At 48.4% G+C, this 12,606-nt stretch carries 12 protein-coding genes; 3 read left to right on the top strand and 9 right to left on the bottom strand.

Annotated elements, in window-relative coordinates; all coding sequences use genetic code 11:
• Positions 1 to 21 precede the first annotated feature (21 nt).
• Complete coding sequence (gene murB / locus AB1K83_RS16270) at positions 22 to 933, bottom strand: UDP-N-acetylmuramate dehydrogenase (RefSeq protein WP_413059269.1); 912 nt, start codon at positions 931 to 933, stop codon at positions 22 to 24.
• A gap of 412 nt (positions 934 to 1,345) precedes the next feature.
• Here murB and AB1K83_RS16275 point away from each other — a divergent pair, with 412 nt between their 5' ends.
• Positions 1,346 to 1,873 (top strand): YceI family protein, encoded by a 528-nt coding sequence (locus AB1K83_RS16275; RefSeq protein WP_413059270.1) that lies wholly within the window; start codon positions 1,346 to 1,348, stop codon positions 1,871 to 1,873.
• A 51-nt stretch (positions 1,874 to 1,924) separates the two neighbouring features.
• Here the strand turns inward: AB1K83_RS16275 and AB1K83_RS16280 are convergent, their stop codons facing one another.
• Positions 1,925 to 2,575 carry a DsbA family protein gene (locus tag AB1K83_RS16280; protein ID WP_413059271.1) on the bottom strand — a complete coding sequence of 217 codons (651 nt, stop codon included), beginning with the start codon at positions 2,573 to 2,575 and terminating at the stop codon, positions 1,925 to 1,927.
• 168 nt (positions 2,576 to 2,743) lie between these two features.
• Here AB1K83_RS16280 and AB1K83_RS16285 point away from each other — a divergent pair, with 168 nt between their 5' ends.
• Positions 2,744 to 4,117 carry an FAD-dependent oxidoreductase gene (locus AB1K83_RS16285; protein ID WP_413059272.1) on the top strand — a complete coding sequence of 458 codons (1,374 nt, stop codon included), beginning with the start codon at positions 2,744 to 2,746 and terminating at the stop codon, positions 4,115 to 4,117.
• Positions 4,118 to 4,342: 225 nt separating this feature from the next.
• Here AB1K83_RS16285 and AB1K83_RS16290 read toward each other — a convergent pair whose 3' ends face one another.
• Together AB1K83_RS16290 and AB1K83_RS16295 are read right to left on the bottom strand one after the other, a co-directional pair.
• Positions 4,343 to 5,269 carry a manganese-dependent inorganic pyrophosphatase gene (locus tag AB1K83_RS16290; RefSeq protein WP_413059273.1) on the bottom strand — a complete coding sequence of 309 codons (927 nt, stop codon included), beginning with the start codon at positions 5,267 to 5,269 and terminating at the stop codon, positions 4,343 to 4,345.
• A gap of 55 nt (positions 5,270 to 5,324) precedes the next feature.
• Complete coding sequence (locus tag AB1K83_RS16295) at positions 5,325 to 5,768, bottom strand: Rrf2 family transcriptional regulator (protein WP_413059274.1); 444 nt, start codon at positions 5,766 to 5,768, stop codon at positions 5,325 to 5,327.
• A gap of 196 nt (positions 5,769 to 5,964) precedes the next feature.
• Here AB1K83_RS16295 and hmpA point away from each other — a divergent pair, with 196 nt between their 5' ends.
• Positions 5,965 to 7,152, top strand: coding sequence for an NO-inducible flavohemoprotein (hmpA, locus tag AB1K83_RS16300; protein ID WP_413059275.1), 1,188 nt, complete (start codon positions 5,965 to 5,967; stop codon positions 7,150 to 7,152).
• Positions 7,153 to 7,415: 263 nt separating this feature from the next.
• Here hmpA and AB1K83_RS16305 read toward each other — a convergent pair whose 3' ends face one another.
• The 5 genes from AB1K83_RS16305 to AB1K83_RS16325 form a co-directional block, all read right to left on the bottom strand.
• Entirely contained in the window at positions 7,416 to 8,216 is an 801-nt protein-coding gene (locus tag AB1K83_RS16305) for an alpha/beta fold hydrolase (protein ID WP_413059276.1), read from the bottom strand.
• 327 nt (positions 8,217 to 8,543) lie between these two features.
• The gene (locus tag AB1K83_RS16310) at positions 8,544 to 9,062 is read right to left on the bottom strand and encodes a type 1 glutamine amidotransferase domain-containing protein (RefSeq protein WP_413059277.1); all 519 of its coding nucleotides are present in this window, start codon (positions 9,060 to 9,062) and stop codon (positions 8,544 to 8,546) included.
• 68 nt (positions 9,063 to 9,130) lie between these two features.
• Positions 9,131 to 9,724 (bottom strand): DNA-3-methyladenine glycosylase, encoded by a 594-nt coding sequence (locus AB1K83_RS16315; protein ID WP_413059278.1) that lies wholly within the window; start codon positions 9,722 to 9,724, stop codon positions 9,131 to 9,133.
• An 81-nt stretch (positions 9,725 to 9,805) separates the two neighbouring features.
• Positions 9,806 to 11,539, bottom strand: a complete 1,734-nt coding sequence (locus AB1K83_RS16320; RefSeq protein WP_413059279.1) for an ABC transporter ATP-binding protein — start codon at positions 11,537 to 11,539, stop codon at positions 9,806 to 9,808.
• A gap of 8 nt (positions 11,540 to 11,547) precedes the next feature.
• A complete protein-coding gene (locus AB1K83_RS16325) occupies positions 11,548 to 12,204 on the bottom strand; it encodes a uracil-DNA glycosylase (protein WP_413059280.1) in 657 nt (218 codons plus the stop codon).
• Positions 12,205 to 12,606 lie beyond the last annotated feature (402 nt).

The following is a 12,606-nucleotide window of genomic DNA, read 5'->3' on the forward strand; positions in this document are numbered from 1 at the left end:
GGAAATAGAGGATAATCCGGATTACTCCTCGCCCACAATTTTCACCTCTAACTCCAATTCAATTCCAAATCGTTTTTTCACTTCTTCTTTCACCATGTCAATCGTCCGAATATAATCCGTAGCGGTCGCGTTGTTTTTATTAATAATAAAACCGGCATGCTTCAACGACACTTCCGCGCCCCCATGCCCTTTGCCTTGCAATCCGCTATCCTGGATCAGTTTTCCGGCAAATTTTCCAGGCGGTCTTTTGAATACACTCCCGGCAGACGGATATTCGAGCGGCTGTTTGGATTCCCGTTGAAACGTCAAGTCTGCCACCTTCGCATCAATCTCTTCTTGGCTTCCCGGAGCCAGTTCGAAATCGGCCGATAATACATAGTATCCTTTTTTCGCAATGATGCTTTGACGATAACCAAGCTCCAGTTCATCCTTCGACAAGACCAGCCGTTCCCCGGATTTCGTAAGGACGGTCGCTTGTTTGATGACGTCCTTGATCTCGCCACCATAGGCACCTGCATTCATCGCCATCGCCCCCCCGATGGATCCCGGGATGCCACAGGCGAATTCCAATCCGGTCAACGTTTCGCTTGCTGCTCGTCTAGAAACATCGATGATCAGCGCCCCTGCTTCCGCATGGACCTGCGTCCCCTCAATGTGAATCGCATTTAGCTTGGAGAGATGAAGTACAATTCCTCTGACTCCCCCATCCCGCACGACCATATTCGACCCATTACCAAGCAGAAGAAGAGGGATTTCATGCTGATGAGCATAACGGACAATCGCCTCCGCTTCTTCCATCGTCCCCGGCATCGCCAGTACATCCGCACAGCCGCCGAGCTTTGTCATTGTATAGTTACATAACGGTTCATCTATCAAAATGTCGCCTTGTATGATTTCTTTCCGTAAATCAGTTATCCACTGATGCTTTGACATCCACATACAGTCCTTTCCAATCAATACCTTTTCCCACCGCATCACGTGAAGATTCCATAACTCGACCTCACACCAAGTGCACAAAAATGGCTGTGGACCAACATTCTATTATAGGCCATTATACGCTGTTCACTTCAGCTTAATCATCGGATTAAATAAAGGCAGTTTGTGCTGCTCGGGAGATTGGATCACCGAATTTAATTCTGATGCAAGGAGGGGAGTTGCCCGTAAATGAGGAGGAAAAAGCTTTCACCTTTATAAGTATGCTTGGAATCCACTATTTTGACAAGGTATTATTCATTACAATTTCATTGCGTGGAATAAATTCTTTAATTCAAGATATTTACCTTGATTTCAAGATAGTTTAGAAGTATAGTTATAGATAATACAAAAAGAAAGGATGTTTTTTACAATGACAACATGGGTAATCGATAGTTCACATTCCAATATAGGTTTTACTGTCAAGCATATGATGGTTTCGAAAGTAAGAGGGAATTTTGAAAGCTTTAAAGGGACGATCGAAGGGAATCCCGAAGATTTGGCGAATGCCAATATCGAATTCTCTGTTGATATGTCCACAATTAATACAAATAGCGAAGACCGGGATAACCATCTGCGCTCGGCGGACTTCTTCGACGCAGAGACCCATCCGGAAATGAAGTTCGTTTCTACGGCCATTGCGAAAACGGATGATGACGAATACGATGTCACAGGCGATTTGACGATCAAAGGCGTCACCAAAAAAGTGACATTCGAAGCCGAATATGAAGGGAAAGCGACGAATCCGTGGGGTCAGGAAGTCGTCGGCTTCACTGTAAAAGGAAAAATCAAACGCAAAGATTTCGGCCTTACGTGGAACCAAGCTCTGGAAACAGGCGGCGTCCTTGTAGGCGATGATGTGAAAATCATCATTGAACTGGAAGCAAATCCCGCACAGTAAATGAAATAACGGACCAGGAATGATTATTCCTAGGTCCGTTTTTCATTGGCTTTATTCACCTGTAGAAGACTCCTCTTGCGCTGCCTTCCGAAGGGCATCAGCAAAGACCTGGGAAGGTTGTGCGCCTGAAATGGCGTATTTCCGATTGATGACAAAAAACGGAACGCCACGAACACCCAATTGCCCGGCTTCTTCGATATCCGAGCGCACTTCTTCCGAAAACTCGTCGGATGCAAGCATTTCTTCGGCTCGGGCTCTATCCATTCCAGCTTCCTCCGCAATGGACAAGAGAACATCCTGTTGTCCAAGCACTTCTCCTAAGATGAAATGCCCTTTCAACAGGCGTTCGACCACCTCTGCCGCAACCCCTTCCCGCTCCGCCAGTTTCGCCAAACGGTGCGCCTGAAATGTATTGGCCGGCTTCATCGCCTCCGTATCAAATTGCAAGCCGACCGTTTTTGCCTGTTCCGCGACATTGTCTAACATCTGTTGCGCTTCTTGAATGCTTATGCCGTATTTTTGGGCGAGTCCGGCCACCACGGATTCGTCGGCTGATTCAGGGGCATGGGGATCCAATTGATAGGATTTGAAAACCACTTCGGCCTGACGCCCCAATCCTGTTTCCTGCATCGCCTCTTCCAGCCGCCGTTTGCCTATGTAACAAAATGGGCATACATAATCTGACCAGATTTCTATTTTCATCGGAATCCCGCCTTTTTATTTCATTTTAAATAGAAGCCGTACGAACAACAATGTATATGCCTAGCGAGTTGTGTTCAAGATGAGAAGTAGTAGACAGATTTCACTAATTGATTTAACCCGGACGTAATTCCGCCGAGGAGCTATTGATTAGAAAACGGAGGTTGCGATATGACTTCATCATTATGGCTACAAACGGGTTACTCCCGAGAACCTTCCCCCCCGCTCGGCAACGACATCGAGTGCGACGTCTGCATCATCGGAGGCGGGTTGAGCGGAATTGCCAATGCGTATTTTCTCGCGAAGGCCGGGAAAAATGTCGTGCTGCTCGAAAAAGATTCGATTCTCCAAGGAGCGACGGGCCATTCGACTGGAAAATTGACCGTTCAGCATGACTTTGTCTATTCCAATTTACTGAAAAAGTTCGGGAAGGAAAACGCCCGGACCTACTATAATGTCAATAAAGCAGCGGTGGATTTCGGAAGATCCATTGCCCAAGCAGATGAGCTGTTGATGGCAGATTCCATCCTCTTTTCCCAAACGAAGCAAGGGACAGACATGTTGCGGCGAGAGATGGAAGCGTATCAAGAGCTTGGCATACCCGGGGATTTCGGCAAAAACTTCGAATTGCCAATTCCAGTGGAGGCAACGTTGACAATCAGAGGCGAAACCCAAATCCATCCTGTCCGTTTCGGTCAACGGCTGGCCCAGCTTGCCATCGAGGCTGGGGCCCGTATTTACGAGCACTCGGATGTGCTGGGGATGGATTTGGATAAGCGTTACTTGGTCCTCATGTCCCGAGTGGAAGTCCGGTTCAATGAGTTGATCCTTTGCACGCATTATCCGGTAGAAGCGATCAAAGGTTTGCAAATCATGAAGCTGCTCGTTGACCGTTCGTATATTGTGGCGGCTGAAGCGGCAATGCCTTTGCAAGGACAATACATTTCGGTTGATTCGCCGAAACGGTCGGTCCGGACAGCCCAAATTGATGGAAAGACCTATTTCCTCCTGTCAGGTGAAGGCCATCAAGCCGGAACGGAAAAGGAGACCCAAGTGCATTATGACCGACTTTACCAAGAGATACAGGACGTCTATCAACTATCAGCCCCGACCCATGGGTGGTCGGCCCAAGATCCGCAAACGCCGGACATCATTCCATATGCAGGGGTCATTTCCTCCAGCATGCCGCATATTTACTTATGCACCGGTTTCCGAAAATGGGGATTGTCCAACTCCTTGGCAAGTGCCCACATCATCAGCGACCAGATCCTCGGACAATCCAATAAGGCAGCGGCCCTGTACTCGCCCGACCGCACCGGCTTCGGCTCATTTTTAGTGCAAGCTTTAAAAACGAGCGGTTTGGTGCTGAAAGAATTCGCAGGCGGCCACTTGACCCGGATCGGTAACCCGATCTGCACGCATATGGGCTGCCGGACCCGATGGAATGAAGGCGACGAGACCTGGGATTGCCCGTGCCACGGCTCACGTTTTCGGAAAGACGGCTCTGTGTTGGAAGGCCCTGCGATGAAACCGCTGGACTTGTAAGGAAGCTGCGCGTTGGACAGCAAAAATTGGGGTAAAAGGTCCCTGTTTGAAAGAGAGTGGGCGTTGAGTGCAAGCAACCTGACACCGAGTGCAAGCAAATCCTATTTTCATGCAATCAAACCCTAAATGAACGCAAGTAACACCCGCTTGAACGCAAGCAACTGCCCCGTGGCCCCGTAACAAGGACCAAAAAGGCCACACCGTTTCAACGGCATGGCCTTTTTCTCATTTAAGCGCTTCTGTTAGCACAGGAACGATTTGTTTTTTCCGGGAAACGACACCTTGCAAGGTCGCCTTGTTGTTGTCAAGCTCCACATTGAACGCGGCGGCTGCACGTACAGCAGCATCTCCTAATGCCAAGACAGCAGAATCGTTATTCAGAATATCAGTGACGACGAACAAGAACAGATTCAAGCCTTTTTTGGCGATGATGCCTTCCAGCAATTGCTCCACTTCCGCTTGGCGGTCCATCACTTCGTTAATGTCGATTGCATTCACTTGGGCAATCTCCATTTTGATATCGCCGACCGTGAATTCTTTTGCATCCAACGTGACGAGCTCTTCCAAGGATTTACCACTTAGATCGGCGCCTGCCTTTAGCATAGCCAGTCCATATTCCTCCGCGTCGACACCCGCGATGGCAGCCAACTCTTCCACTGCAACCCGGTCTTCCTCTGTGAACGTCGGTGATTTAAACAAGAGGGAATCGGAAATGAGTGCAGATAACATGAGACCCGCAATATTCTTCGGGATTTCCACACCATTCTCTTTGTACAACTTGTTTAAGATGGTCGCTGTGCACCCGACCGGCTCCGCGCGGTAATATAACGGATCGTTCGTTTGAAAATTGGCAATCCGATGGTGGTCCACCACTTCCAGTATTTGCACAAGCTCCAAATCATCGACACTTTGCTGCTTTTCATTATGGTCGACCAAGATGACTTGTTCAGCATAAGGTTTCGCTTTTTCAATTAAGCGGGGTTCCTCAAAACCGAAATATTCAAGTGCATATGCCGTTTCGTTTGTCACAGCACCTAGGCGGACTGCTTCCGCATCCATTCCCAGTTGCTGCTTCAAATACGCATAGCTGATTGCCGAACAAATTGAATCTGTATCCGGATTTTTATGGCCGAAGACTAAAACTTTTCCCATGTACCTGTTCCCCCTACTTCATATCAGTTAATTAAGTTAATTCCAATTTATTTTATCACAAAGACGGCTCAAATAATAAGGCGGCCAACTCATCTTTATTAACTAGAAAATCTGCAATGGTATAGTTGTCCAGTACCGCTAAAAACGCATTCATCGCTTGCGCCAATGCTCCTTTTAAGCGGCATGCGGGAGCAATGGCACATTTCGTCGACCCTTTAACGAAACATTCCACAAGGTGAAAATCATCTTCCGTCTTCCGTACCAATTCGCCGACATTGATCTGTTCCGGCTCGACTTTCAAACGGATCCCACCTCCGCGGCCACGTACTGTTTCAATTAGACCCATTTTCCCCAATTCATGTGCAACTTTTGTCAAATGATTTTTCGATATCTTATATGCATCTGAAATTTCCTGGACGGTAGACAGTTCTCCCGTTTCTTTCGCACCTAAATAAATCAACAGGCGCAATGAAAAATCTGTATACATTGTCAAACGCATAATATCACCGCACTTTCTAATACTATTATAGCCTTTGCGGCCCTTGCAATAAAGAACTGTCACCATAATTGTGTCAAGAGTTTGAATGGAATGTGTCAAAACGACTAACATTGTTTAAAGTTATATTTTTTATATAGCTTTCATCAAAAAAATGGATTATTGTTAAATCATTAAAACAAGAAAGGTTGTGCCTGCATTGTTATCTCAAGAGACAATCGACATTATCAAATCAACCGTACCCGTATTGGAGCAACATGGAAAAACAATTACAACTGTCTTTTACAAAAACATGTTTAACGAACACCCTGAACTTTTAAACATCTTCAACCACGCCAATCAATCCCAAGGCCGCCAACAAACCGCATTGGCCAACACGGTCTATGCAGCAGCGGCTAATATCGACAACTTGGGTGCTATCATTCCGGCGGTCGTGCAAATTGCGCACAAACATAGATCACTCGGCATTACGGCAGACCAATATCCGATTGTCGGTTATCATCTCCTCGGAGCCATTAAAGAAGTGCTTGGCGATGCGGCAACTCCGGAAATCATCGCCGCTTGGGGCGAAGCCTATGGCGTGATCGCCGACGCTTTCATCGGCATTGAAAAAGAGATGTACGATGAAGCAGAACAAGCAGATGGCGGCTGGAGAACATTTAAAGACTTCACTATCGTCGACAAAGTGGAAGAAAGTGAAGTCATCACTTCCTTCTACCTTAAACCGGTCGATGTACAGAATTTGCCTTCTTACAAACCAGGGCAATATATTACTGTGAAAGTACAAATCCCAGGCGAGAAATATACATTGAATCGCCAATACAGCCTATCGCAAGCGGAAAATGGAGAACAATTCCGTATCTCAGTTAAACGGGAAGACGAATGCGAGATAAACGGAAAAGTATCCGTTTATTTACACCGACAAGCAAACGTCGGCGACACATTGGAAGTGAGCGCACCTGCGGGTGATTTCTACTTGGATACGGAGAGCACAACACCTGTCACACTCATTAGCGGTGGTGTAGGCGTCACTCCGATGATGGCGATGTTCGAAACGATTGCCAACACATCACCTGAACGTCCGGTTGCATTCCTGCATTCGGCCCGTACACGGAAACACCAAGCATTCGACACGGACATTAAACGGTTGGCCGCTTCTATGAAGGATGCGAAATATGCCGTCCTTTATTCAGAGGAAGGCGACGGGTTCATCAACCGTGCTTTCTTGGAAGCGAACGTATTGCAAGGCGGCGACGTCTATGTGTGCGGTCCGACTGCTTTCATGCAGGTCGTCATCTCTGAGTTGTACGCAATGGGCATGCCGAAAGAAAAAGTCCACTTCGAATTCTTCGGTCCGGCTGTTCAACTTGAACTGGCACATGCATAATAGGAGAACAAAAGCGCAGGGCGCCTGCCTAGAGGCGACAGGCATAAGACGAAGATGCGGCGTGGCGTCTTTTGCCAATCGAACAGCGAAGGGTTCGATTTGCCGTATTTCTGCGTAATTTGCAGAAATTAAGGCACGGTTCTTGAGCAGCTTTGACTTATGACCCCGAGCCTCTGGCGCCCGGAGCCTAGACGGAACCATGCCGGCTTAGTAGAATATCCACAGGCTGAGATTTTATAGTTTCCTAAGTAACAAAAAAGCCGTCACCCAACTGGGAGGACGGCTTTTTTTTGTTCGATTTTCGTTATGTAATCGATCGAAAATCGGTTGAATTGTTCCGGTTGGTCGATATTGCAAACGTGACCGGAATTTTTGATGGTGATAAATTCAAACCCTTCATTTTGTCGGACAACTTCCTTGATCGGTGGGATGAATAGATAATCCTCATCCCCCATCAAAAACAAAGTCGGAATAGCCGTCGTCGAAACCTGCAGACGGGACAGATACGGATTAATAAGGCGGGTCAAGGAAAACCATTTGATGAATTCCTTCTGGCACATCTTCTTGGCTTCATTTACAAAAGCCAACCGGGACTCCTCATGTCTTTTCAAAGGCATGATGATGTAGGCGAATAGCTGATAGAGTAACATATAGGGTATAAATCGTTTCGTCATCCTGCCCATCCAGAGCAATAATTTCGTCCGAATGTCGAATCGTATGATCGCCCCGCCCAAGATGAGCGATTTAATCCGTTCCGGAAAATGGTCCGCTATCGTCTGAGCCACGATAGTACCAAGCGACATGCCGATGACATGTGTCCGTTCAATGCCGATCTCATCGAGAACCTCAACCACTTCCCGTGAGACGTCAGCAAAGGTGTCCCCTTTCTCCCATAAGCCGCGATCCGATTTTCCATGCCCCCTGAGGTCGACGAGCAACACATTGTAGTGTTTCCTGAATTCCCGAATCTGCTTGTACCAAATGGAGGAGCTTCCGCCCGCTCCGTGTATAAAAGTCACCCATGGAGAGCTTGGGTTCAGTTCATGTGTTCGATAGTGAAGCAAGCTGTTCAATCCTTCCTAACATACTCTTCATCATTAAACCACGATAGTAGAAAGGAAGACAACCTAGCCGGGCCCGCCTTCATCGACTTCTTGTTCAAACCGTCATGAATTTGTCAAATGAAAGAAAGTCCCAATTAAAGATAAACGTAAAACATTTCATGATGTCCTCCAAGCGAGTGGAGTTTATTAATTGAAATATAATGATATTTTTATTCTCTCACTTCAGCAGGCCCATTTCCCCTTTTCAATTCAGCATTGAGACCAATCCACACAAAAAACCTTCGATAGCTGTATGATAGCTATCGAAGGTTTTTATGGAAACTATCATTATTTCCCTTCCAGCAATTTCAATGACTCCCGGTTGAATGCCGGAAGGTCCTCAGGCGTCCGGCTCGTCACCAACTGATCGGAACAGACGACCACTTCTTGGTCCATATATTTGGCGCCCGCATATTCCATATCCACTTGAATGGATTTATAACCGGTTGCCCCTCGTCCTTCCAACGCCTTAGCCGTAATTAATAACTGAGGACCATGGCAGATGGCGAATACGGGTTTTTTCTCATCCATAAAATGTTTCGTGAACTGTACAAAGCGGTCATCCGCCCGCAACTGATCCGGTGAGAAGCCTCCCGGTACGAATAAAGCATCGTAATCGTCCGGCTGCACTTCATCGATGCCATGATCGATCTTTATGCTCGACTCGCCTTTTTTGCCTTTCACTTCTTTGCCCGCTTCTTTTTCAATCGTTTCCACTGTATGTCCAGCTTCCCGGAATGCTTTCGCAGGCTCCGTAAACTCTGAGTCTTCGAACAGGTCTGTTACCAACGTTGCAATTTTCGCCATTGTACGCAAAACCCCTTTCTGAAATTCAGTTCAATGGCTACTATTCCACTTGTCATTACTTCTAAAACCTATGGACGATATTTCGAGACGAAAGGATTATCTTTTTCATAGAAACGCCATGGATAATGGACCGCCTCACCCGAATTGCCAATCCCGACCCGAGGTCCCGTCTCAACCTCACCAGCCCCCGGTCCTTCGGCAATGAACAACGGCTCCTCTCCCCAGCTATGGCCGTAATATTTCATTGTCACACCGAGCGCCTTTGATAATTTGCCCGGGCCATTCGTCCAATCAATCACTTTCAAGTGGCTACCGCGTTTCTCCTGCATCAGTTCCTGCCCTTCCACAGGCTCTGCAGCGCGCAGGAGGACGGCATGCGGAGTGCCAACCGGTCCTGCGACGACATTCATTAACGTATGGGTATGCATTTGATACGTATACACCGAACCGGGTTCCCCGAACATGATTTCCGTCCGTTTCGTCCGGCGATTGCCGAAACTATGTGCCGCCCGGTCTTCCGGCCCATGGTACGCCTCCGTCTCCACGATGCGGGCGACAACCAACCCTTCCGGCAATTCATGCACGATATACTGCCCGACCAAATTATGCGCCAACTCCAGCACAGGTTCTTTGAAAAACGCATTCGATATTGGTTTGTACAATGGCCTCCTCCTCTCACGCTCATTCTTTCCTAATTGGTTCCATCCTACTGCACGGGAATTAACTTCTTATGTAACTTTCCTTCAGGATAATCCTTGCCCATGTGCGAATTCCCGGTAAAGTGCATGATTCCGGTACAACTCCTCATGAGTTCCAATCCCGGTAATCATCCCTTTTTCCAAGAAGATCAATTGATCCGCATGAAGGATCGTCGCCAACCGATGTGCGATTACGAGTGTCGTACGCCCTTCCATTAGACGGGTGAGCGCTTCTTGCACATGGGTTTCCGAGCCGCTATCCAAATTGGACGTCGCCTCATCGAGCAACAAGATTTCCGGATTATAGAGCAAGGCACGGGCAATGGCGATTCGCTGCCGCTGTCCGCCCGAAAGCTTCATTCCCCGTTCGCCGACCAGCGTCTCAAATTGGTCAGGCATCGCCTCGATGAAGTCGAGTGCACTCGCGGCTTCCGCCGCACGCCGGACTTCCTCCATGGAGGGGCGTCGATCCAGACCATACGCAATATTATCGAGGATCGAACCGCTCAGCAACGGGCTTTCCTGGGAGACATAGCCGATTTTCCTCCGCCATTCCGACAAGGCGATCGTGTCAATTGGCGTTTCTTCTATAGTAATCTCACCTTCCACGGGCGTGTAAAACCTTTCCAACAATGAAAAGATGGTGGTCTTCCCGCCCCCGCTCGGCCCGACAAATGCGGTGACGGTCCCCGGATGCACCTCGAACGTCACACCCGCCAATACCTCTTTCCCTGTTTCATAGGAAAACGAAACACCATCAAATCGGATGCTGCCCTTCGGAACAATTTCTTTCCCATCTGCCCGTTCACTCGCCAAACCAAGAATCGTCTGGATTCGCTCTGTCGCCCCCACCGCTTTCTGGAATGAAGTGAAGAACTGGGCCATCTGTGCAAACGGCACGATAATCCGAAACATAAAGAAAATAATTGCCACAAGCGTCCCTGCCGATAAGACTCCCCTCGATACTTGGGCCCCACCATATCCGAGAATCACGACAAGGATACTCATCATCATCAACGTCATGACCGGCGAAATGATCGCCCGGATTTTCGCTTCTTTTAATCCAAAACCGAAGAGCGCCCGGATCGCTTGCACACCCTTCTCCGCTTCGACCGGCTCCGCCCGATACGTTTTAACAAGGCGGATATCCCCTAACACCCGGCCAAGATGGCCCGAAAAGGACGCCATTTCCGCCTGTGTAGCTTTCGCCACTTTGTGCATGACCCGGCCAAGCGGAAACATAATTGCCATACTGACCGGGATGCTAATAAGCATGATAAGCGTCATTTTCCAATCAAGGAAGAACAGAATGATAATCGATCCGATAATCGAAATCAGGCCGGAAATGAAGGTGACGAGATGATTGGTGACCAATTCTTTCAACGTTGTCGTGTCCTGCGTGATTCGGCTCATCGTTTGGCCCGTTTCATTCGCGTCATAATACGAGACCGGGAGACGGAGCACTTTATTCCACAAGCGGCTCCGCAAATCGGCGACAATCGTTTCACCGATATAGGTCAGTAGATAAAACGAGACACCACCGGTTACAGCCTGGACGATGAAAATGGCAAACAGTAACGCCGCCGTCTTCCAGTTGAACAGGGCGCTGGATAATGTATCGACCAAGTCTTTTGTAATGAGCGGAATAATTAGCCCCGCTGCTGTTTCGGCCAATGACAGGAGGAGGGCCACAACCGTCACCCCGATCGGCCACTTCAATCCTTTCAAGAGGTCGAAAAACTGCTTGGTTGCCCCTTTCTCCATCGGTTGTTTTTTCATCGGATCACCTATTCTTCGCTTTTCATTTCTTGTAAGATGCGCCCGACTTCCAACCAATCTGCTTCCAGATCCGGTCGATGCGAAGGTCGATAAAAAACGGAGGCCGGATGGAATGTCGGTACGATTTTGTAGCGTTTCTCCGTCCAACTGAAGGACCGGTCCTCGAGTTCGCTCAAATATTGAATCGGGCGTTCCAACAGTTGTCCATGGAGTTCGGTCACCTTCGCCTCTTTCCCTAGCAGTCGCTGCAAACCGACGTTGCCGAGCGTGACGATCAATTTCGGTTTCACGTTGACTAGTTCATAATCCAGGACAGGGGCGTGGGCCAAAATCTCTTTTTGCGTCGGCGGCCGGTTGTATTTCCGCTCCGTCATCGTCCCATCCCGTTCTTTCTTCGTTCCCCAGCGGTAGGGCCGGCTCCGGACTGCGCTCGTGATGTAGACATCCTCCCGCGCCAACCCGATCGTCCCCAAGGATTTCATCAGCTCTTTACCCGCCCGTCCGATGAACGGAATGCCGTCGACAATTTCAAACTCCCCGGGTGCTTCTCCGATAAGCATCAGTTCCGGATGTTCGGGCCCTTCCCCATAGACAAACCCTTCCACCGGAAACCCTTCTATTCGCCTCTTTCCGATATCTGCAATCGATTCAGGTATACGAAACATCCAAGCACCCCTTTCATGTATTTTCATTCTACCAAAAGAAGCCTTTCCGGCTAAGGGAAAGGCTTCTTACGCGAAAGTCTCCCGGCGTTACTGCTACAAGGCCGGCATCGTCCGGGAGTAATGTACGATGCGGCTAGAAAGTATGAGCGCTTCTTCGGAATTATAAGCGCCTGCGGGAATTTATAGGCGCAGCTCCGGAGTTATAAGCGCACGCAGGAATTTATGAGCGGTGCTCCGGAGTTATAAGCGCTCGCGGGAAATTATGGGCGTTGCTCCGGAGTTATAAGCGCACGCAGGAATTTATGAGCGGTGCTCCGGAGTTATAGTAAGCGTCAAAAGATCCACACCTTCATAAGAAGACGTGGATCAGATAAGATAAGTTTATTCTTTTGGAAGCCTGCA

It is taken from the genome of Sporosarcina sp. 179-K 3D1 HS (assembly GCF_047228905.1).
Taxonomy (GTDB): domain Bacteria; phylum Bacillota; class Bacilli; order Bacillales_A; family Planococcaceae; genus Sporosarcina.